The sequence below is a fragment of the Kribbella sp. NPDC050124 genome (assembly GCF_044460355.1).
In the GTDB taxonomy this organism is placed as follows: domain Bacteria; phylum Actinomycetota; class Actinomycetes; order Propionibacteriales; family Kribbellaceae; genus Kribbella.
Genome location: NZ_JBITJU010000019.1, coordinates 104,264 through 124,366, shown reverse-complemented (window position 1 = coordinate 124,366; position 20,103 = coordinate 104,264). Strand labels below are relative to the sequence as shown.

Genomic DNA, 20,103 nt, shown 5'->3' with positions numbered 1-20,103 from the left:
TGCCGTCACCTCCAGAAAATCTCCGGAGGCGCCCTTGCAACAGATACCCCGGGTCGAGCGTGGCGGACCTGAGCGTCCGTTGCAGCGCCTCTCGACCTGGCTGCACCATGTTAGCGGCGTCACACCGCGTGAACAGGGCCCCTGCCCACTTACTGAGACGACTGTTCAGTCAGTGGATGAGCGCCTGGAGACCCGGAGCGAACAGGTCGGCGATGGTCTCGGCGTCCGCGGTGGTGCTCGGGCCGGACTTGTCGATCGACATCACCGCGCCGAGCCCGAGCAGCTGGGCGGTGATCAGCTCGGCCCGCAGCCCGGCGTCGGCGCCGCTGAGCCGGGCGGCGAACGCCGCGGTCACCTGGTCGCGGAAATGCTCGCGGATCAGCGCCCGCTCGTCGCCGCTGCCGGCCGCGAAGACCACCCGGAGGAGCAGGTCGAGGCCGTTCTCGCGGCGGTAGTTCACCAGCGTCAGCACGGCGTGCCGGCCGAGCTCGTCGTCGGGTGCGTCGAGCAGCAGTTGCGCGGCCTCGCTGAAGTCGGCGACCTTCTCGAACAGCGCTTCCTTGCTGCCGAAGTGCTTGACGATCAGGGCCGCGCTGACGTTCGCGTCGGCGGCGATCCCGCGCAGCGTGACCGAGTTGTACGGCTGCAGCGCGAACGCCCGCCGCGCCGCCCGGAGAATGGTGATCCGCCCGGCATCCGTCACGTCGTACCCACCGGGCTCTCGAGGTGCACCGGCGCCTGCCGGCGAGCCGGGATCAGCAGCACCAACCCGGCCGCGACCGCCGCGGCCAGCCCGGCGATCACGAAGACGAGCAGGTACGCCGACAACGCGGGCGCGACCTGGTTCGCCTTGGTGATCGTCACGGTGGTCAGCACCGTCACCACGATCGCGCTGCAGATCGCAGCCCCGATCGTGCGCATCAGCGTGTTGAGTCCGTTCGCCGCGGCCGTTTCGGTCACGGGCACAGCATGCATGATCAGGGCCGGAAGTGCCGAGTAGGCGACCGCCGTCCCGGCCGAGACCACGGTCGCGCCGATGACGATTCCGGCGAGGTTCTCGCTGGTGAACAGCCGGACGACGTATCCGGCGGCCATCAGGACCGAGGCGATCGCGAGGGTGAACCGCGGACCGCGGGCGGACGAGATCCGGGCGGACACCGGAGACAGCACGACCATCGCGAGACCGCCGGGCAGCAGGCACAGACCGCTGACCACGATCGACGCGCCGAGCCCGTACCCGGTCCACGCCGGCTCCTGCACGAGCTGCGCGGTCGACAGCGAGTTGGCATAGAACGAGAACCCGATCAGCAGCGCGGACAGGTTGGTGAACAGTACGGCGGGCCGCGCGGACACCCGCAGATCGACCAGCGGGCTCCTGGTCCGGAGCTCGAACCAGCCCCACAACGGGAGGATCGCCGCGGAACCGACGTACAGGCCGATGGTCGCCGTCGGTCCCCACGTGCTGCCCTTCGAGACCGCCAGCAGCAGGCAGACGAGGAACACGCTGAGGCCGAACGCCCCCGGGATGTCGAATCGGCCGCGGGTCCGCACGGCCGACTCGGGCACGATCAGCAGCACCAGCACGACGTCCAGCAGACCGAGTCCGAAGTTGACCCAGAACATCGTGTGCCAGTTCGAGTACTGCACCACCAGCGTGGCCGCCGGGATGCCGAGCGCCGCGCCGACGCCCAGCGTCGAGCTCATGATCGCGATCGACGGCAGCACCCGGCGCGGCTCGAGCTCGTCGCGCAGGATGCTGATCCCGAGTGGTACGACGGCCACCGCGGCCCCCTGGAACGCGCGGCCCACGATCAGCACGGCCAGCTCCGCACTGCTTGCGCACAGCAACGACCCGATCACCATCGAGCCCAGCGCGATCAGCAGCACCCGGCGCTTGCCGTACATGTCGCCCGCCCGGCCGAGCAGCGGTGTGAAGACCGCTCCGGTCAGCAGCGTGACGGTGACCAGCCAGCTGACGTCGGCAGGCTCGCTGTGGGTGATCCGGGGCAGCTCCGGCAGCAGCGGCACGACGATCGTCTGGCTGATCGAGACCAGCACGCCGCAGAACGCGAGGGCGGCCAGCACGAGGCGCGGACGAGCAGGGCGGACGGTCGAGGGGCTGACGCTCACGCGGTGTCCTCACGATGGTGAACAACTGTTTACTTTCGCTCCAGCCTAGACCCGTGGCGATCGAAGTGGCCCATGGAATTGGTCACAGACTGGCCCCCGGCTGTTGCGCAGCGCTCGCCTAGCGTTGAGCACCATGCGGATCTTTCTCGCCGGCGCGACCGGAGCGATCGGGCGCCTGCTGGTACCACTGCTGCTCGCCGAAGGTCACCAGGTCACCGCGCTCACCCGACAAGATCCGTCGGCGATCCACGGCGCGACCGCCGTCATCGGCGACGTGTACGACGCCACACGCCTGCGCGAGGTCCCGGCGACCTGGCCAACCCGGACGACAGCCGCCGGGGAATGGTCGAGGCGGTGGCGGAACTGGAGGCGATCACCGCCGAGGCGCCGGAGTGGGTGGTGCTGCGGTACGGGATGTTGTACGGCCCCGGCACCTGGTACACGAAGGGCGCCCCTGATGGCGGACCTGGCCGCCGCCGGCGCCCTCCCCGCCGGCCCGGAGATCACGAGCTTCCTGCACGTCGAGGACGCCGCGATCGCCGCCGTACAGGCCCTGCATTGGCCGAGCGGCGCGGTCAACATCGTCGACGACGAACCGGCTCCGGCCTCGACTTGGGCGCCGGTCTTTGCGCAAGCCGTCGGCGCACCTACACCGTCAATCACCGACGGGACGCGCCCTGGCTGGGCCCGCGGTGCCTCGAACCTCCACGCCCGCACCCAGCTAGTGTGGACGCCGACTCAGCCGACGTGGCGCAGCGGCTTCGCGAGCTAGCAACAACGCGCAGGCGCTCACCCCGAGGACCACGGTTGCGAGACCTGAGACGCCGAGCGTTCCCCGCGGGCCCAGCGCTGTGGTCAACGGGCCACCGAGGGCCGTGCCGAGCGGTGCTGCAGTCAGGAGGACCGAGCTGCGAGCAGCGAGTACGGCGGCCAAGTGCTGCGGCGGCGACTTCGCCTGGACCAGCGTCACGGACAGCGGCACAAACGGGCCGTAGATCGCGCCACCGAGCATGAAGCAGGCGACAGTCACGGCGATCGGAACATCGAAGCCGAACGGCAGGAGCAGCAGGCCCCACAGCACGACGATGGCCACCGTGACCGGCCATAGCGGGAGCTGACGCAACGCGCCGATCGTGAGGCCGCCGAGAACCGCGCCGATGCCGAACAGCATCCAGTAGAGGCCGAGCAGCGTGCCCGGTGCGTTCAGGTCGTTGGTCACGTGCAGCGGCAGGGCGACCTCGACCGGTCCGTAGAGGAAGTTGAAGAACCAGGTCAGCGCCAGCAGGCCCAGCAGCTCGGGATGCGAACGAATGAAGGCGAGCCCACCACGCGAGGCCGGCTCCTCCACGTCATCCGCGACCGGCTGCGAGTCCGGGAGTCGCGTGCTCACCACGATCAGCGCCAGGAACAACCAGGACAGCGCGTCCAGACCGATCACCAGCGCGGAACTCACGTAGGTCACCAGCACCCCGGCGACAGCCGGCCCGGCGATCGTGGCCGCGAAGTTGATCGAGCTGACCAGCGTGTTGGCGGCCAGCCGCTGCTCCTCGGGCAACAGCTCGGCCATCAGCGTGTACATGCCCGCGCTCCCCCACGCGTGCAACAACGACGACCCCGCGAGCACCACGACCAGCAGCGGAGGCGTCAGCACCCCGGCGAACCAGGCGAGCGGTACGACGCCCAGGAACACACCACGTACGACGGTGTCGGCAAGCAGTACGCGCCTGGCCGGAAGCCGGCGGAGGCGACGGCCGAACACCAGCGCGCCGACGACACCCGGCAAGGTGTACGCCGCCACCGCGCCGCCGACCCACAGTCCTTCGGACGCTGCCGGCGCGAGCTCGATGGCGAGCCAGGCCACCGCGACGAAGCTCATCCCGTCGCCGAGGAACGAGACCGCGAAGCCGAGGATGAGCCGCCGGAGCATCCGGTTGGCGAGCACCGGGCGGTACGCGGCGGGGACGAGGTGTCGGGTGACCATGGCACTCACGCTAAGTGCGCCGTACCGTCCGGGGCTTCTCTATTCCTGACTGGTGTGGGCACAACAAAAGATCGGGCCCGGGCGCCTCGAGGGGTTGAGGTAGGAGGCGCCGGGCCCGATCGGTTCGGTCCGCTGCAGCGGGAGGGGGTAGCGCTGGGGTCAGCGGACCGGGCCTGTGATGAGTTCGATGGTTGCCTTGTGCTGCTGTCCGTTCTGGTCGACCCAGCCGACCTCGACCTTGTCGCCGGGGTGGTGCTGGTTCAGCAGCGTCGAGAGGGTGTCGGGCGACTCGACGGTCTCGCCGGCGAAGGAGGTGATCACGTCACCGGCCTCGATACCGGCCTCGTCCGCCTTGCCGTTGGCGAGGACGTCGCCGACCACGGCGCCGGTGGTGTCCGCGTTCGAGACCACCGAGACTCCGAGCATCGCCGACTCGCCGATGTGCACGGTGTCCGACGCCTTGCCGTCCTGGATCTGGTCGGCGATCTCCATCGCCTCGTTGATCGGGATCGCGAAGCCCTGCGTGGTGCTCTGACCCTGCCCGTCCGACCCGTTGCCGTTCCCGTTGTCCGACCCGTTGCCGTCACCGAAGGGGCCCGAGCCGTCACCGAAGGGGTTGTCGCCGAACGGTCCGGAGCCGGGATCGCCGTACCCGTTGCCGTCTGCGGTCGTGGTCGCCGTGCCGCCCGCCACCGCCAGGGTCGCGGTCGCCGCGGTGGCCGTGCTCGCGGCCGCCTGTCCGGGGCGCCCGGCGCCGCCGTTGTTGCCGCCCGAGCCGGCGGTGTCGACGCCGATCACCTGACCGGCCGTGTTCGCCAGCGGTCCGCCGGAGTCACCGGCCTGGATGTTGGCGTCGGTCTGGATCAGGCCGGTCAGGTTCTCCGGGTCCTGGCCGTTCTCGTCGGTCGCGGTGATCGACTGGTTCAGCGCGGTCACGGTGCCGGGTGCGTAGCTCGGCGTCCCGCCGACACCACCCGCGTTGCCGATCCCGACCACCTGGTCGCCGACCTTGACCTTGTCCGAGTCGCCGATCTTGGCGGTCTGCAGGCCGGACGCGTCCTTCAGCTTCAGTACGGCGATGTCGTGGTCCTCGTCGTACCCGACCACACTCGCGGTATACGTCTTGCCGTTGCCGATGTCGGTCACCGAGATCGACGTCGCGCCCTCGATCACGTGGTGGTTGGTCAGCACTTCACCGTCGGAGCTGAGCACGATGCCGGTCCCGGCAGCGCGGGCGTTCTCGTAGCCGAGCACCGTGTTGACGTCGACCAGCCCGGGCGAGACCTTCGCCGCGGCGGCGGCCGGGTCGAGCTGCTGCTGGGAGAGCTGGGACGAGTTGGCCGCTCGCTGGTCGATGCCCCAGGCAACCGATCCGGCGACCAGCGCGACCGCGAGCCCGACTGCCCCGGCGCCGAGCAGCCGGCGGCCCCGCTTCTTCGGCGGCCGCTGCTGCGGTGCGCTGTAATAGCCTGGGTAGTAAGGCATTCCGGGGTACGGCGGCTGCGGACCGGGCTGGTGCGGACCGCCGTAGTACGGACCACTCTGGTGCGGAACAGACTGCTGCGGACCCGTCGGCGGCCAGTAACCCGGCTGCTGTCCCGCGCCACCCTGTCCTTGCCCCTGCTGTCCCGCGCTGTCGTTCATGTCCCAGTGCCCTCCTCGGCCAGTTCCTTCTGCCTTCGAGTAGAGCGCGCCGAACTGAGAACTCCTTTTGGCCAAGCGATGAGTTCCCTGAGAATCACTAGTGGCGTGCGCCACACCTACTAGGACACGACGCGCCGGACTGCTTCGACGACGGCGGCGCGACGGGCGGCTCGGTCGGGTGCGGAAGCGCCGTACTCGGGGTTCATCGAGGACCAGCTGGTGGCGATCGCCTGAAGCAGGGCGAGCAGCTCGGCAGGCGTGAAATTCGCCGGTACGACGCCGGATCGCTGAGCCTGCTCGAGGTCGCTGAGGCGGCTCTGGTTGACCGCGACGATCGCCTCCAGCGCGCTGCCCTCGGGGCGCTCCAGCCGGTACCAGACGTTCAGCCGCTGGTGCTCGGGGTGCTCCTCGAAGTAGTCGAAGACGCGTCCGGCGTACCCGGGCAGGTCGGTGGTGTCGAATCCGACCTCGGCCAGGTAGATGTCGACGGCGACGGTGTAGACCGCGTCGAACAGCCCGTCCTTGCTGCCGAAGTACGCGTACAGCATCGCCTTGTTGCAACCGGCCACCTCGGCGATCCGGTTCACCCGCGCGCCGGCGATCCCGCGCGCGGCGAACTCCTCGGTGGCGGCGGCCAGGATCCGGCTTCTGGTCCGGTCGGCGTTTCTCTGCATGTTTCTCACCCTACCCGGGAATACAACCAACCAGTTGGTTGGTTAGCACCCACATGACCAAAACTTGGCTGATCACCGGCAGTTCCCGTGGGCTCGGGCGGGCCCTCACCGAGGCGGTCCTGGCCGCCGGCGACCGGGTCGTCGCAACCGCCCGCCGACCCGAGCAACTCAAAGACCTCGTCGACCAGTACGGCGACCAGGTCCGCGCGATCGCGTTGGACGTGACGGACGTGGCCGCCGCGCGCGCCGCCGTACAGACCGCTCTGGACGAGTTCGGCGGCCTCGACGTGGTCGCGAACAACGCGGGCTACGCGAACAGCGCCGCGATCGAGCAGACCACCGACGAGGACTTCCGGGCCCAACTGGAGACGAACCTGTTCGGGCTCGTCAACGTCACCAAGGCCGCACTCCCGGTCTTCCGGCAGCAGCGCAGCGGCCACTTCCTGCAGTTCTCGTCGATCGGCGGCCGGGCCGGCGGCACCCCGGGCATGGGCGCCTACCAGACCGCGAAGTACGCGGTCGAGGGGTTCTCACAGGTGCTGAGCAACGAGGTCGCGCCGTTCGGGGTGAAGGTGACGATCGTCGAGCCGGGTGCGTTCCGGACCGATTGGGGCGGCTCGTCGATGACGCTGGCGCCGGTCGATCCGGACTACGACTCGACCGTCGGCGCGATGAACCGCTACCGGCTGGAGACCGACGGCAAGCAGCCCGGCGACCCGGCCAAGGCCGCGCGCGCGATCCTCGACGTCGTCGCCCTCGACAGCCCGCCGCTGCGGCTGCTGCTCGGCAAGGACGCCCTGCAGCACGCCGACCAGGCCTCCCGCTCCCGCGCCGAGGAAGCCGCCGCCTGGGCGCACCTCAGTTCGTCGACGGACTACTGAGCTGAGTTGTCGGCCCCTCAGGGGTTGTCGGCGAGGAAGTCGTCGATCAGCGCGTTGACCTCGGCCGGTGACTCGAGCGCGGCGAGATGCGCGGACTGTTCGAGTACGACGAAGCGCGCGCCGGGGATGGAGTCCGCCATCTCCTCGGTCTCCGCGACCGGGAAGGTGGCGTCCTCGGCGCCCGCGACGACGAGCACCGGCGTCCGGATCCGCGCGAAGAGCCCGCGCTGATCCGGCCGCCGCGGGACCACGCTGGTGACGGCGTGCCGGCCGGAGGTGATGTCCACCCGGCGGACCGAGTCGTTGACTGCAGCAACGACCTCGGGCTTCTCCTGCTTGGCCGTCGGACCGAGGAACGCGTCGATCACCGGGCGGACCAGCGGCCCGCGGACACCTCCGAGGAGCTGAGCCGATCGAGTCAGCACGCCGTACTCGACCTTCTGCCGCAGGCCGGCCGGTGAGGCCGTCGCGTTCATCAGTACGGCGACGCCGATCCGGTCGGGGTGCAGGGCGGCGAACGTACCGCCGATCATCCCGCCCCAACTGTTGCCGACCAGATGCGCCTTCCCGACTCCGAGGTCGTCGAGGATCTCGTTGATCACCTGAGCGCACTGCTCGAAGCTGAACGGTCCGGTCAGCGGCGTGCTGTCACCGTGGCCGGGAGGATCGACCAGGACCACCTGGAACCGGTCCGCGAAGTGTGTTGCCTGCCCGGACCACAGCGTCCCGTCCATCATCAGGCTCGGCCAGAACACCATGACCGGTCCCGATCCGCCGACCCGCAACCGGATCCGGCCCAGCACCGTGTCGACGTACCGATCCTGCAAGCCGTCGAGAGACATGACCGAACGCTACCCGGAGGCCGGCAGCGCCGCGGTCAGGCGAGCGGTCAAAGTGCGGATCTCGGTGATCAGCTCGGGAGGCGACTCGACCTCGAAGGGATGACCGAGCAAGCCCATGTAGAGGAGGAGCTCGCTGAGGTTGTTGGCGCCGGTGTCCACCTGGGTCGTGTCCTCTGTGAGTGGCGTGAGGGTGGCGACGCTCGGCGACAGGCGGTCCGCGAGTTGTTCTGCGGACGCGTGGACGCGGAAGCGCGCCTGGTAGCGGTAGCCGCCGGACGCGACTCCGCGGGCGGTGAGGTTCGGGTCGGGGACCTCGCGGGGCGTGAAGCGGGGGCCGGTCGGGATCCGGGGCTCCAGCCGGTCGAGGCGAAAGGTCCGCCAGTCCTCGCGTTCGACGTCCCAGGCGACGAGGTACCACCGGCGTCCGGTGTGCAGCAGTCGATGCGGTTCCGTCGTACGAACGCTCGTCGTACCGTCATGGCTTCGGTAATCGAAGCGCATCCGCTGGCGATCGCGGGCGGCCGCGGCCACCGCGAGCAGGACGTCCGGCTGGACGACAGCTGCTCCGGACGGAGTCACGTCGACTGACTGGAGCAGGCTGATGCGATGACGCAGCCGGGATGGCAGGACCTGCTCGAGCTTGGTCAGTGCCCGGACCGACGACTCCTCGATCCCCGCCACGTTCCCGGTCGCGGCCGCTCGGAGGCCGATCGCGACCGCGACCGCCTCGTCGTCATCCAGGAGCAGCGGCGGCAGCGCCGTACCTGAGCCGAGCCGGTAGCCGGCCACCCCTGGAACGGCGTCCACCGGGTAGCCGAGGTTGCGCAGCTTGTCGACGTCGCGGCGGACGGTCCGGACGTCGACCCCGAGCTCGGTCGCGAGCGCAGCGCCGCTCCACTCCCGGGGGAGCTGCAACAGGGAGAGCAGCTTGAGCAGTCGAGCGGAAGTTTCGAGCATGTCTAGATTCTGTCAGTCAGCTAGGACTGAAGCTGTCCTAACCGGGTGACAGAGTCGAGACATGATCAAGCCATTCCGCATCGACATCCCGCAGAGCACCCTCGACGACCTGGCCGCCCGGCTGCGCAACACCCGGCTGCCGGCCCCGCTCCCCGGCGACGACTGGGACACCGGCGTACCGGTCTCCTGGCTGAGCGGCCTGGTCGACTACTGGCGCGACGAGTACGACTGGCGCCAGGCCGAGGCCGAGCTCAACGCGTACCCGCAGTTCACGACCGAGATCGACGGTCAGCTGATCCACTTCCTGCACGTGAAGTCACCCGAGCCGGACGCGCTTCCGCTGGTCCTGACGCACGGCTGGCCGGGCTCGATCGTGGAGTTCCTGGACCTGATCGGCCCGCTGACCGACCCGGTCGCCCACGGCGGCGAGGCTCGGGACGCCTTCCACCTCGTGATCCCGTCGCTGCCCGGCTTCGGCTTCTCGGGCCCGGTCAGCAAGGGCGGCTGGACGCGAGCGAAGACCGGGCAGGCATGGGCCGAGCTGATGGAGCAGTTGGGCTACGACCGGTACGGCGTCCAGGGCGGCGACATCGGCGGGGCGGTGTCCCCCGAGGTGGCTCGGGCGGCGAAGGACAAGGTGGTCGGCGTACACACCAACGGCGGCCCCAACCTGCCGACCTTCCCGCTGAGTGACGAGGAGCTGAAGAGCCTCACGCCGCTGGAGCAGGACCGGATCCGCCGGATCGGCGAGTTCATGCGGAAGGAGTTCGGCTACATCGCCATCCAGTCGACCCGGCCGCAGGCGCTCGCGTACGGGCTGACCGACTCGCCGGTCGGGCAGCTCGCCTGGATCATGGACAAGTTCCGGGCCTGGACCTACCCGATGGACACGCTGCCGGAGGAGATCATCAGCAAGGACCGGCTGCTCACCAACGTGATGATCTACTGGCTCACCGGCACGGCGGGATCGGCGGCGTACGTCGGTTACGCCCAGGAGCAGGCGTGGGGCGAGACCCGCGAGAACTCGGGTGTGCCGACGGCGGCGCTGGTGCTCGCGCACGACGTCGCGATCCGCCGGTACTCCGACAAGGACAACAACATCACCCGCTGGACCGACGTCGACCGCGGCGGCCACTTCGCCGCACTCGAGGTCCCCGACCTCCTGCTCGCCGACGTCCGCGAGTTCTTCCGCACCCTGCGCTGACGGTCAGCGGCGCGGTGGGACCCGGGTCCGGGTCAGGTCGGCTGCTACGACGAGGTCGCCGGAGAACTCTTCGGCGGCTTCGTCGTAGAAGGCCTGAGGGTCGAGGTAGCGCTGGGAGAAGTGGGTGAGGACGAGCTTGCGGACCCCGCACTCCTGCGCGACCCGGGCGGCCTGACGGGCGGTCAGGTGGCCGAAGCGGCGGGCCAGGGTCGACTCGGAGGACAGGTAGGTGGACTCGATCACGAGCAGGTCGGCGCCGTCGGCGAGTTTGAGCACGTTGTCACAGAGCCGGGTGTCCATCACGAACGCGAACCGCTGACCGGGCCGCGGCTCACTGACCTGCTCGATCGTGACCGTCCGCCCGTCGACGTCGATCGATCCGGCCTGCTGTAACCGCCCGACCGCCGGGCCTGCCACGCCGTACTCCGCGAGTTTGTCCGGCAGCATCCGCCGGCCGTCGGGCTCGATCAACTGGTAGCCGAAGGACACGATCGGGTGCTCGAGGCGGCGGGCCCACAGCTGCCCGAACGGCCCGACCGACAGCAGGCCGTCCTCCTCGACGGGCTCCTCCAGCAACTCGGCGCGCTCGTAGAACGAAGCGGCGTACCGCAGTCGGGTGAAGTACGTCTGGCCGGACGCCGGGTAGTGCGCCCGGACCGGGTGCGGTACGTCGTCCAGCGACAACCGCTGCACGATGCCGGGCACGCCGAGGCAGTGGTCGCCGTGGAAGTGCGTCACGCAGAGCCGGGTGATCGCGCCGGCTGGGACCCCGGCGTACAGCATCTGGCGCTGCGTGCCCTCACCCGGATCGAAGAGAAACCCGTCGGTGTCCCAGCGCAGAAAGTATCCGTTCTGCGTGCGTTCCCGCGACGGCACCTGGCTTCCGGTGCCCAGCACAACCAGTTCGCGCACGCGCCCAACAGTAGCTAACCCAGCGCCTTCTGGAACGCGGACAAGAAGTGCTCGACCTCGGGCGACTCCCAGATCAGCGGTGGGCGGATCTTCAGTACTCCGCCGCCGGGACCGGTCGTGCCGACGAGTACGCCGTACTCGCGCAACCGCTCGGCGAAGTCGATCGCGTTGGGTAGTTCCACGCCGACCATCAGCCCTTGGCCGCGGACGTTCGGCACCAGGGCTTCCAGGCCGGCCCGGAGTTCGGCGCCGACCTGGCCGGAGCGCTGGACCAGGCCGGTCTGCTCGATGACGTCGAGCACGGTCAGGGCCGCGACGCACGACACCGGGTTGCCGCCGAAGGTGCTGAAGTACTCGTCCACCTCGACGAAGGCTTCCGCGATCTCGCGGCGGGTGATCAGCGCCGCGACCGGGTGCCCGTTGCCCATCGGCTTGCCGAGCGTGACGAAGTCCGGCGTCAGCCCGAAGTCCTGGAACCGCCAGAGGTTCCGTCCACCGCGACCGAAGCCCGCCTGTACCTCGTCCGCCAGGAACAACCCGCCGGACGCCCGCGCCTCGTCCTGCAACCCACGCATGAACGAATCGGTCGGCGTCAGGATCCCGGCGCTGCTGAACACGCTGTCGACTGCGAGCAGGGCCAAGTCGTGCCCGGCCCGCTGGAGGTCAGCCCGCGCCGCCCGGACCCTGTGCACCGCTGCGGGGCCCTCGTCGGTGAGCCGACGGGGTGCTTCGAAAATCGCAACATGCGCCGGGCGGGCTTCCGGCGGATAGGTGTTGGTCGAGAATGCCGCGGTCGCCTCGCTGACCCCGTGATAGGAGAGATCGGCAACGATCGCGCCACCCCGCCCGGTGACGACGCGCGCCATCCGCCACGCGAGATCGTTGGCCTCGCTCCCGGAGTTGGCGAACACGCAGGTGTCCAGCCCGTCCGGCATCGACGCCGTCAACCGCTCGGCCAGCTCGACCACGTTGGGATGCAGGTACCGCGAGTTCAGATTCAGTACGGCGGCCTGTCGCGAGATCGCCTGTACCACGGCCGGATGGGCGTGTCCGACCACGGGAACGTTGTTGTAGGCATCGAGATACCGGCGGCCGTCCGCGGTGTGGATCCACGCGCCCGCGGCCCGGACGACCTGAAGCGGTGAGCGGTAGAACAGTGGCGACAGGTCACCACCTAGCGCGGCTTGTCGCCGTACCAGCAAGGTCGGATCTGCTACCTGGGCGGAGTTGACGCGCTTCGTCCCGCAGAGGCTGTGGAAACGGTCGGCGAGCTCATGTGCCGGCACATCGGTGAGTTCGTCGAGGATGCGCCAACTGCCCGCAACCAGGCTGGTCAGGTACTCCTCGTTGTCCGGGTAGAGCGGCGCCCGCCAGGCCGAGATCAGCACACTTGCTGCCGAGCGGGCCAGCACGAGCTCGCCGATCAGGTCGACTTCGGCGGGCTCGAGCGGCAGCACTCGCTGGTACCCGTCGAGGAACCGGCCGGCGTCCCGCCAGACGTCGTCGGACTCGCGCAGTAGCGAGGTCAGGCTGATCGCGAGCTCGGCGACGCGAGCGGTGTGGTGCATGTCGCCGAAGTCGATCACGCCGGTGATGCCGCCGTCCTGCACCAGCACGTTGCTCAACGTCACGTCACCGTGCAGCACGAACCCGGGCAGCTCGCGCGTCGCCGCGTCGAGGCCTTCGAAGCGGTCGAGCAGGCGATGCATCGGGACCCGACGAGACTCGTCCGGCAGCCGGTCGGCGTACGGACGCAAGGTGGTCACGATCCGCGGATCCCAGTCGAGCCGCCGGTACGCCGCGGGATGCCCGAAGCCCTGCAGCGCCCGCGTCAGCCGTGCGCTCATCGACCCGAACTCGGTCGCGAACCACTCCGGCAGCGCCATCAGGTCGGCGACCTCACCGGGCATTACCGTCAGCACGCGGACCAAGTGCGTACGCCCGTCCGCGGCCTCGACGGTCACCACCGAGCGACCGTCGAGGCTGGTCAGCACGCGCGGGATCGGCAGGTCGGGGTCGACCTGCTCGACGTGCTGCATCGCTGCGTTTTCCATCGCGAGCTGCTGCGGATCGTCGCCGGTGTTCGAGACCTTGACCACGAGCCGCCGGCCGTCCGTTGTGTGCGCGAGGAAGTTGCGGTCCCGTTCGCTGCGCAGGTTGGACACCTCGGCGTCGATCCCGTACTCCGACTGCAACAACCGCGCCGCGGCGGCCACTCCGACGTCGGGTGGATCCTCCAGCATGCTCGGCGTCCGCTCCGGCGTGGTCTGCACGGCAAACTCCTTCACTCACGGCACCCGGAATTCGAGTGGTGTCGCATCCTCGGTGTACTCGAACCCACGGATCGCGCGGTCATGCCCTGGATACACGACATCGGCCAGCTTGGCGACCCGCTCGACCGACGCGTCCGCCTGCTCCCTGTCGTACGGCCGGCCGGACGCCTTGCGGGAGCGCAGGACATCCAGCGTCGGTACGGCGTCCGCCGCGAGCACGGTGTCTCCGGACACGAGCAGCCCGATCGATCCCGGGGTGTGCCCGGGTAGCTCGATCACCGTGACACCGTGGATCACCTCGTCGCCTTCGCCGGTCTCCCGGAGCTTCAGATCGGCCAGGATGGCGTTGGCCCAGGGCGGCGTACCGAAGTCGGTGGCTGGTGGATCGGCGAGGTTGCGCAGTTCGGCGGGGTGGATGAACACCTCGGCGTCGCGGAAGAGGTCCGCGTTCTGGAGATGGTCCCAGTGGCCGTGCGAGACGACGACCTTGGTGATGTCCGGCGGTTCGAGAGCGAGGTCCTTCAAGGCCGTCAGGAGTTTGCGGCGGCGTCCGACGTGGCCGAAGTCGAACAGCACTCGCTCGTCGCCACTCTCGACGAGCTGGACCGAGCAGAAGGCCGGGTTGCCCTGGTCGGAGGTCAGGGAGTAGCCGTTGAGCAAGGGGATGACCGAGGGCATGCAGTCTCCGGGTCAGGTGGTGCAGCAGTGCCCCGCGGAGGTTATGAGCACGCGTCACGCGGGGCACTGCTGGATCAGGGGAGGGTGAGTGGTCCGGCGTCGATCAGCAGGGACGGTACGACGACGCTGTCCATGAAGGTCGTGTCACCGCACTCGCGGGTGTTGCCGACGGCAAGGACAGCGTTGAGTACGTCGTCCATCCGGAAGGTGAAACGTACTTGCGGGTGCCAGGCGACGATCTCACCGTCTTCGGCCCAGTAGGTGCCGTCGCGCGTCGTACCGGTGACCAAGGTCTGCTTGGGGTGCAGGGAGCGGAGGTAGTCGAGTCGGTTCACGACCAGGCCGCTGCCGCAGTCGGCGAGGAGTTGCTCGTCGGTCGCGTTGCCTGGGTCCAGGAGCAGGTTGGACGGGCTGGGGTCGCCGCCGAACCGCCAGCCGTCCGGGACGGCGTGGCCGGTCGGGACTCCGCCGGTGACCGCGGCGCGGCGGCGGTCCGAGACGACGCCGGTCAACACGCCGTTCTCGATCAGCTGGGTGCGGCGCCGTACGTTGCCCTCGGCATCGAACCCACTCGGCAGACCGGCCGCGTCGGCGCCGTCGTCGACCAGGTTGATCAGGTCACTCACGACCCGCTCCCCCAACCGGCCCGCCACGGCCGAGCGCCCGGTCGCGTATCCGGTCGCGCCGAGCACGAAGTGCCCGTACGTCGCCATCAACGTAATCACCGCCTGCGGCTTCAGGAGCACCCGACACGGCCCGCGCTGCGCCTCCTTCGTAGGCAGCGGCGTCAGCGCGTCGCGCAGCTTTCCCGCGATCTCCCCCACCGGAACCTGATCAGCGTCCCGATGCATGTACCGCACGCTGACCGAGTTCTCCCCCTTCTTCGCAATCGCCTGAACAGCCGCCTTGGTCAACGTCTCAGCCCGAAACACCCCCGCCGAGTCCGCCACCACCCGCTCCAAAACCTCGAACCGAATAGCACCCCCAAGCGTCGTCGACGAGTCCAACCCATCCCGCACAGCCGCAAACCACTGATGCCGGTCCGCGGGATCCGCGTGCAGAACAGAGTCGGCCGCAGCCACGTGGGGTGTTTCAGTGGAGTGATGCACGGTGGGGGAAGCGTCTGCCGCAGGCCCCGGGGGAAGGTCCGCGAGCGCAGCGTCCAAGCGGTCCGCGAGGGTGCGAACTGCTTCAGGGGCGAGGGTTTCCAGGGAGCCGGCCACGGTGCGGCCCGCACGGGTGGTGCGGACTCGGACTCGGAGGCGGCGTTCGCTGTGCTGGGCGGTGATTTGGGACTCGGCGTAGCGGAGGAGGTCGGCGTGTTCGCCGAGGACGTCGAGGCGGGTGCCTTCGCCGAGGATCTCGAGAGCCTGCTCGACCTGGGACTGCTGGATGCTCATCTGCCTACCTGCACATTCTGGAAGCGGCCTGGGACGGTGCCGTGGCCGACGTGCGCAACCTGCAGCGGCTCACCTTTGTTGCAGGACGGGACACCGTGCACCTTCCACTCGTCCGGTCCGCCGAGCGCGTCGAGGCTGGCCCAGAACTGCGGTGTGACGCTCTGGTAGGTGCAGTTCTTCAGCATCCGGCCGAGCTTGCCGTCGCGGATCTCCCAGCCGATCTCGGTGCCGAACCGGAAGTTCATCCGCTGGTCGTCGATCGAGAACCCACGGTTGGTGTCGACGAAGATGCCGCGCTTGGTGCCCGCGATCATCTCCGCCAGCGAGGACTCCCCCGGCTCCAGGCAGATGTTCGTCATCCGCACCAGCGGCAGCCGATGCCACCCGTCCGCCTTGGCCTGCCCGGTCGACTCCAGGCCCAGCGCCCCGGCCGACTCACGCCCGGACATGTACCCGACGAAGATCCCGTCCTTCACCAGTTGCGTGCGCTGCGCCGGCACACCTTCGTCGTCGTACCCGAAGGAACCGAGCGCGCCAGGGATCGTCGCGTCGGCGTACGCCGAGACGATGTCGGAGCCCCAGCGGAAGTTTCCCCGCCGTTCAGGCGTGGCATAGGTGCCACCCGCCAGGCTGACCTCGGTGCCGAGCGCGCGGTCGGCCTCCATCGGGTGACCGGCGCACTCGTGCAGGACCATCGCCAGTTGGTTGCTACCGGCAATGAGTGTGGTGATCTCGTCCGGGCACTGCGGCGCGGACAGCAAGGCGACTGCCTCGGAGGCGATCCGGGCCGCCTCCCGATCCAGGCCGAGCGAGATCACGTGCTCGTACCCGGCGGTCGCGAAGTCGCCACGCTGACCACGGATCTGCCGCGGCACGCCTTGCGGGAACGATCGCCGCTGCAGGTCGTCACCGTCGCTCGCGTTGACCATCAGGCCGCCGCCGCTCTCGGTCAGCGTCTGCTCGATCAGCGCGCCCTCGGTGTTCGCGAACACCTTCTCGTCGCGGTAGAAGTCCACCGAGGCCTCGATCTGCTGCACCAGCGGACCAGCCGTCGACGCCTCCTTCACAGCCGCAGCCAGCAGATCGAGCTTACTGGACAGCGGCACCGTGAACGGGTCGACCTGCATCGGCGAGCTCCAGCGATCCCGGGTCGTCACCGGCGACCCGAGCGCCACCCGCCCACCACCGCCGGCCGCGCGAGCCTGGCCGACCGCCTGCGCCACAACGGCATCGAGTCCGCGGCGATCGAGCCGGTGCGTGGCGGCGAAACCCCACTGCCCACCGATCAGCACCCGCAGGCCGAGCCCGGTCGAGTCGTCGTACCCGACCTCGCCGGGGCCGTCGAGCTCGACCAGGACCTGCTCGTGCGTCCGCCGTACGACGCGGACGTCACCGTACTGCACGTCCGTGGGAAGGAGACCGAGCACCGCCTCGGCGGTGTCGCGCATCACCGGTGAATCGGACACTTCGGAACCTCCGCTGCAGAAGGGGAACGGGCGCCTCTCCGGCACTGTAGCAGACACTACGAGATTTTGAGAAGACGTTGTGTTTGCTACAGAGCCTGTCGGAGAGGTCAGCGTTTCGGGCGAACGTCGATCGCCAGGCTGATGGCGAACGCGACGAAGATCGCGACCCCACCCAGCGCCGTCAGAGCGGCGTCACCGAGGACGCCGGTAGCCATCACTACGAGCGTCACGCCGAGCGCGAGCACCACGGCGACGGCGATCTTCCAGTCGTCGCCGATGATGAAGTCGTACCAGAACTGCCCGAAGGCCTTGAGAAACTTCACTTCTTCACCTCCACAGCAACCTCGGCGACCGGGGTCGCCGGCACCCGCAGGACCGCGACAAAGATCCGGCTGAGCAGCAGCCACGCGGCCAGCAGGACCAGGATCATCAGGTCGTGGCCGAGCCAGTCGAGGCTCTCGCGGCCCTCCCGGAAGATGCCGAGGCCTTCGACCGCCCAGTAGGTCCCGAACGACGCGAGCAGCAGGCCGACGCCGTACTTGAGCAGGTTCTCGTTGATCATCGACAGCGGGCGGCGGAGCGCGACCGCGACGCCGAGCACGATCACCACGGCGGCGATCGCGCCGAGGGCGGCGCCCGGGATGTTGCCCGCGTTCAGTCCGAACGTCAGCACGATGAACACGACTTCCATGCCTTCGAGGAAGACACCCTTGAAGGAGACCATGAACGCGAACAGGTCCAGGCCCTTCGCGCTCTCACCGGCCGCCTTGGCCGCCGCGACCTCCTCCTGGTAGATCGCGTCCTCGTCGTGGATCGCCTTGCGCCCGGACGATCTGAGAATTGCCTTGCGCAACCACTGCAGCCCGAAGATCAGCAGCAGGCCGCCGATCGCGAGTTGCAGCGCCGATTCCGGCAGCCAGTTCGCCAGCGCGTACCCGGCCGCCAGGGTGACCACCGCGAGCGCGCCGAGCGCCGCGAAGGTGCCGGCCAGCGCCGACCGCCAGCTCCGGGTGTACCCCATCGCCATCACGATCGTGGTGGCTTCCACCATCTCCACGAAACACGCGACGAACGTCGCGATGATCAACCCCCAGGTCGCCGCATCCATCTCCCACATCCTCGTCTCAGATGAAACATATGCTGCACGAAACGCTAGCTACATCGTCGCGAATGTGTCAATGCGGCCCCCACAACCGGCCGGAAAAGGGCATGCCGAAGCACCCGAGGGAGGGGTTCCTCGGGTACTTCGGCGGGAGGGGTTACGCCAGGGCGGCCACCAGGGTGCCGGCCGAGATGTTGCCGCCGCACGACACGACGGCGACCCGCCGGCCTTCGAGCTCGGTACGGCGTGCCCGCGCCGCGGCGAACGCCATCGCGGCGGACCCTTCGATCAACTGGTGCTCGGTGTCGATCACCGTCCGCAGGGCAGCGCTGATCGCGTCCTCACTCACCAGCACCCAGTCGTCGACCAACTCACGACACAGGTCGAACGTGATGCTGCCCGGCTCGACGCTGCCCGCCGTACCGTCCGACAGCGTCTCCTGCGCGTCGACCTGGACGATCTCCCCGGCTCGCACCGACGCAGCCATCGCGTCGTCGCGCACCGGCGAAGCGCCGTACACCCGAATGTCGGGCAGATGCTTCTTGAGCACCGCCGCGACCCCACTCACCAATCCGCCACCGCCGACGGCGACAACCACCGCGTCGAGCGGCTCCCCGTCCAGCTGCTCGAGGATCTCGACTGCCACGGTGCCCTGCCCGGCGATGATGTCCGGGTCGTTGTACGGCGGGATGTAGGCCAGGTCATGCTCGGCCGCGTAGGCCCGCGCCTTCGGTTCGAGCACACCGGAATCGTTGCCCTCGGCATGTAGTTCGAGACCCAGCCGGCGCAGCGCGGCCACCTTGCTCGGCGACGCGTTCTCCGGCAGGTAGACCAGGCCGCGACCACCGAGCGTGGCCAGCGCGTTCCCGACCCCGAGGCCGTGGTTGCCGGTCGACGCGGTGACCACACCGCGCTCGCGCTGCTCGTCGGTCAGCGTCAAGATCTTCGCCATCGAACCACGGGCCTTGAACGACCCGGTGCGTTGCAGGTGCTCGCACTTCACCAGCACCTCCGCCCCGAGCTCGTCACTGAACGCGCCGAACCGGACGAACGGCGTGGGCGGCAGATGCTCACGCAGTCGCGGCGCGACCCGCTCGGACCGCTCGGCAGCTTCCGCGGGGCTCAACGTCATCCAGTGCTCCTATCCGGTTGCCACTGACAGCTGGGCGCGTAGCCCGGCCCTCAGCGGGATACACATCGGCTTGCCACTGACCGGGTGCGGGACGACCTTCGACTCCACCCCGAACACGTCGCGGATGATGTCGCAGGTGAACACGTCCTCCGGCGCGCCTTCGGTGACCAGGCTGCCGGACTTCATCACGAACACGTGGTCGGCGTACTCCGCGGCCATGTTGAAGTCGTGCAGCACCATCGCCACCGTCTTGCCCTGCTCCTGGTTGAGCTGATGCAGCAGGTCCAGCACCTCGAGCTGGTAGGCGACGTCCAGGTACGTCGTGGGCTCGTCGAGCAGGATCAGGTCCGTGCCCTGGGCCAGGCACAGCGCGATCCAGACCCGCTGCCGCTGACCGCCGGACAACTGGTCCACATGCTGGTGCCGCAGCTCCGCCGTACTGGTCACCTGCATCGCCCACTCGACCGCTTCCTTGTCGGCGGCGCTCGGGACCTTCAGCGAGGCCCGGTGCGGATGGCGGCCGAACCAGACCAGGTCCTCGACCGAGATCGACTCGGGCGTGACCAGGACCTGCGGCAGGATCGCGAGCAGCCGGGCCACCTCCTTGGTCGGGGTCTCCTGGATCGACTTCCCGTCCAGGATCACACTTCCCTGCTGCGGGGGCAGCAACCGGGCCAGGGCCCGCAGCGCGGTGCTCTTGCCGGAGCCGTTCGGCCCGATCAGGACGCTGACCTTTCCGTCCGGGATGGTCAGGGTGAGGTCGCGAGCGATGACCCGCTGGTCATAGGCGAGCTGAACGCTCTGTGCCTGCAGACGCATGGCGGTTC

19 protein-coding genes and 1 riboswitch are annotated in these 20,103 nt (G+C 69.1%); of the genes, 3 read left to right on the top strand and 16 right to left on the bottom strand.

Features of this window, described 5'->3' with window-relative positions:
* Positions 1-19: 19 nt before the first annotated feature.
* Positions 20-99, bottom strand: a riboswitch (S-adenosyl-L-homocysteine riboswitch).
* Positions 100-169: 70 nt separating this feature from the next.
* Together ACIBL3_RS33535 and ACIBL3_RS33530 are read right to left on the bottom strand one after the other, a co-directional pair.
* Entirely contained in the window at positions 170-703 is a 534-nt protein-coding gene (locus ACIBL3_RS33535; protein WP_396357820.1) for a TetR family transcriptional regulator, read from the bottom strand.
* Positions 700-2,130: an MFS transporter gene (locus ACIBL3_RS33530; RefSeq protein WP_396357819.1), complete on the bottom strand. Its 1,431-nt coding sequence runs from the start codon at positions 2,128-2,130 to the stop codon at positions 700-702. Before ACIBL3_RS33530 ends, ACIBL3_RS33535 begins: the two co-directional genes overlap by 4 nt.
* 133 nt (positions 2,131-2,263) lie before the next feature.
* Between ACIBL3_RS33530 and ACIBL3_RS33525 the strand changes: the two genes are divergently transcribed.
* A complete protein-coding gene (locus tag ACIBL3_RS33525; RefSeq protein ID WP_396357818.1) occupies positions 2,264-2,902 on the top strand; it encodes an NAD(P)H-binding protein in 639 nt (212 codons plus the stop codon).
* On the opposite strand, the gene ACIBL3_RS33520 is transcribed toward ACIBL3_RS33525, so the two are convergent.
* The 3 genes from ACIBL3_RS33520 to ACIBL3_RS33510 all read right to left on the bottom strand — a co-directional run bounded on the left by ACIBL3_RS33520 (position 2,852) and on the right by ACIBL3_RS33510 (position 6,429).
* Positions 2,852-4,111 (bottom strand): MFS transporter, encoded by a 1,260-nt coding sequence (locus ACIBL3_RS33520; protein WP_396357817.1) that lies wholly within the window; start codon positions 4,109-4,111, stop codon positions 2,852-2,854. The two genes, ACIBL3_RS33525 and ACIBL3_RS33520, sit on opposite strands and share 51 nt — an antisense overlap.
* 159 nt (positions 4,112-4,270) lie before the next feature.
* Positions 4,271-5,755 carry a S1C family serine protease gene (locus ACIBL3_RS33515; RefSeq protein WP_396357816.1) on the bottom strand — a complete coding sequence of 495 codons (1,485 nt, stop codon included), beginning with the start codon at positions 5,753-5,755 and terminating at the stop codon, positions 4,271-4,273.
* Positions 5,756-5,874: 119 nt separating this feature from the next.
* Positions 5,875-6,429, bottom strand: a complete 555-nt coding sequence (locus tag ACIBL3_RS33510) for a TetR family transcriptional regulator (protein WP_396357815.1) — start codon at positions 6,427-6,429, stop codon at positions 5,875-5,877.
* 53 nt (positions 6,430-6,482) lie between these two features.
* On the opposite strand from ACIBL3_RS33510, the gene ACIBL3_RS33505 reads away from it, so the two are divergent.
* On the top strand, positions 6,483-7,310 hold the full coding sequence (locus ACIBL3_RS33505; RefSeq protein WP_396357814.1) for an oxidoreductase: 828 nt from the start codon (positions 6,483-6,485) through the stop codon (positions 7,308-7,310).
* Between the two features lie 17 nt (positions 7,311-7,327).
* Here ACIBL3_RS33505 and ACIBL3_RS33500 read toward each other — a convergent pair whose 3' ends face one another.
* Both ACIBL3_RS33500 and ACIBL3_RS33495 read right to left on the bottom strand, forming a co-directional pair.
* Positions 7,328-8,152: an alpha/beta fold hydrolase gene (locus ACIBL3_RS33500; RefSeq protein ID WP_396357813.1), complete on the bottom strand. Its 825-nt coding sequence runs from the start codon at positions 8,150-8,152 to the stop codon at positions 7,328-7,330.
* Positions 8,153-8,161: 9 nt separating this feature from the next.
* Positions 8,162-9,109 carry a helix-turn-helix transcriptional regulator gene (locus tag ACIBL3_RS33495; protein WP_396357812.1) on the bottom strand — a complete coding sequence of 316 codons (948 nt, stop codon included), beginning with the start codon at positions 9,107-9,109 and terminating at the stop codon, positions 8,162-8,164.
* Between the two features lie 61 nt (positions 9,110-9,170).
* On the opposite strand from ACIBL3_RS33495, the gene ACIBL3_RS33490 reads away from it, so the two are divergent.
* Positions 9,171-10,313, top strand: coding sequence for an epoxide hydrolase family protein (locus ACIBL3_RS33490; protein WP_396357811.1), 1,143 nt, complete (start codon positions 9,171-9,173; stop codon positions 10,311-10,313).
* Positions 10,314-10,316: 3 nt separating this feature from the next.
* On the opposite strand, the gene ACIBL3_RS33485 is transcribed toward ACIBL3_RS33490, so the two are convergent.
* From ACIBL3_RS33485 to ACIBL3_RS33445, 9 genes are all read right to left on the bottom strand, one after another.
* On the bottom strand, positions 10,317-11,225 hold the full coding sequence (locus tag ACIBL3_RS33485; RefSeq protein WP_396357809.1) for a ribonuclease Z: 909 nt from the start codon (positions 11,223-11,225) through the stop codon (positions 10,317-10,319).
* A gap of 14 nt (positions 11,226-11,239) precedes the next feature.
* The gene (locus ACIBL3_RS33480; protein WP_396357808.1) at positions 11,240-13,498 is read right to left on the bottom strand and encodes an aminotransferase class III-fold pyridoxal phosphate-dependent enzyme; all 2,259 of its coding nucleotides are present in this window, start codon (positions 13,496-13,498) and stop codon (positions 11,240-11,242) included.
* Positions 13,499-13,513: 15 nt separating this feature from the next.
* Positions 13,514-14,176 carry an MBL fold metallo-hydrolase gene (locus ACIBL3_RS33475; protein WP_396357807.1) on the bottom strand — a complete coding sequence of 221 codons (663 nt, stop codon included), beginning with the start codon at positions 14,174-14,176 and terminating at the stop codon, positions 13,514-13,516.
* 74 nt (positions 14,177-14,250) lie between these two features.
* The gene (locus ACIBL3_RS33470; RefSeq protein ID WP_396357806.1) at positions 14,251-15,576 is read right to left on the bottom strand and encodes a TldD/PmbA family protein; all 1,326 of its coding nucleotides are present in this window, start codon (positions 15,574-15,576) and stop codon (positions 14,251-14,253) included.
* Complete coding sequence (locus ACIBL3_RS33465) at positions 15,573-17,042, bottom strand: TldD/PmbA family protein (protein WP_396357805.1); 1,470 nt, start codon at positions 17,040-17,042, stop codon at positions 15,573-15,575. The genes ACIBL3_RS33470 and ACIBL3_RS33465 overlap by 4 nt, the downstream gene beginning before the upstream one ends.
* Before the next feature lie 107 nt (positions 17,043-17,149).
* Positions 17,150-17,365 carry a hypothetical protein gene (locus tag ACIBL3_RS33460; RefSeq protein WP_396357804.1) on the bottom strand — a complete coding sequence of 72 codons (216 nt, stop codon included), beginning with the start codon at positions 17,363-17,365 and terminating at the stop codon, positions 17,150-17,152.
* Entirely contained in the window at positions 17,362-18,150 is a 789-nt protein-coding gene (locus ACIBL3_RS33455; protein WP_396357803.1) for a COG4280 domain-containing protein, read from the bottom strand. The genes ACIBL3_RS33460 and ACIBL3_RS33455 overlap by 4 nt, the downstream gene beginning before the upstream one ends.
* A gap of 151 nt (positions 18,151-18,301) precedes the next feature.
* Entirely contained in the window at positions 18,302-19,276 is a 975-nt protein-coding gene (locus tag ACIBL3_RS33450) for a threonine/serine dehydratase (protein ID WP_396357802.1), read from the bottom strand.
* 9 nt (positions 19,277-19,285) lie between these two features.
* A complete protein-coding gene (locus tag ACIBL3_RS33445) occupies positions 19,286-20,095 on the bottom strand; it encodes an ABC transporter ATP-binding protein (RefSeq protein WP_396357801.1) in 810 nt (269 codons plus the stop codon).
* Positions 20,096-20,103: the final 8 nt, after the last annotated feature.

Bases quoted from the DNA above. Each gene is read 5' to 3' on its own strand.
- ACIBL3_RS33525 (WP_396357818.1), top strand. From the start codon at position 2,264: ATGCGGATCTTTCTCGCCGGCGCGACCGGAGCGATCGGGCGCCTGCTG.
- ACIBL3_RS33520 (WP_396357817.1), bottom strand. From the start codon at position 4,111: ATGGTCACCCGACACCTCGTCCCCGCCGCGTACCGCCCGGTGCTCGCC.
- ACIBL3_RS33515 (WP_396357816.1), bottom strand. From the start codon at position 5,755: ATGAACGACAGCGCGGGACAGCAGGGGCAAGGACAGGGTGGCGCGGGA.
- ACIBL3_RS33510 (WP_396357815.1), bottom strand. From the start codon at position 6,429: ATGCAGAGAAACGCCGACCGGACCAGAAGCCGGATCCTGGCCGCCGCC.
- ACIBL3_RS33505 (WP_396357814.1), top strand. From the start codon at position 6,483: ATGACCAAAACTTGGCTGATCACCGGCAGTTCCCGTGGGCTCGGGCGG.
- ACIBL3_RS33500 (WP_396357813.1), bottom strand. From the start codon at position 8,152: ATGTCTCTCGACGGCTTGCAGGATCGGTACGTCGACACGGTGCTGGGC.
- ACIBL3_RS33495 (WP_396357812.1), bottom strand. From the start codon at position 9,109: ATGCTCGAAACTTCCGCTCGACTGCTCAAGCTGCTCTCCCTGTTGCAG.
- ACIBL3_RS33490 (WP_396357811.1), top strand. From the start codon at position 9,171: ATGATCAAGCCATTCCGCATCGACATCCCGCAGAGCACCCTCGACGAC.
- ACIBL3_RS33475 (WP_396357807.1), bottom strand. From the start codon at position 14,176: ATGCCCTCGGTCATCCCCTTGCTCAACGGCTACTCCCTGACCTCCGAC.
- ACIBL3_RS33470 (WP_396357806.1), bottom strand. From the start codon at position 15,576: ATGAGCATCCAGCAGTCCCAGGTCGAGCAGGCTCTCGAGATCCTCGGC.
- ACIBL3_RS33455 (WP_396357803.1), bottom strand. From the start codon at position 18,150: ATGGATGCGGCGACCTGGGGGTTGATCATCGCGACGTTCGTCGCGTGT.
- ACIBL3_RS33450 (WP_396357802.1), bottom strand. From the start codon at position 19,276: ATGACGTTGAGCCCCGCGGAAGCTGCCGAGCGGTCCGAGCGGGTCGCG.
- ACIBL3_RS33445 (WP_396357801.1), bottom strand. From the start codon at position 20,095: ATGCGTCTGCAGGCACAGAGCGTTCAGCTCGCCTATGACCAGCGGGTC.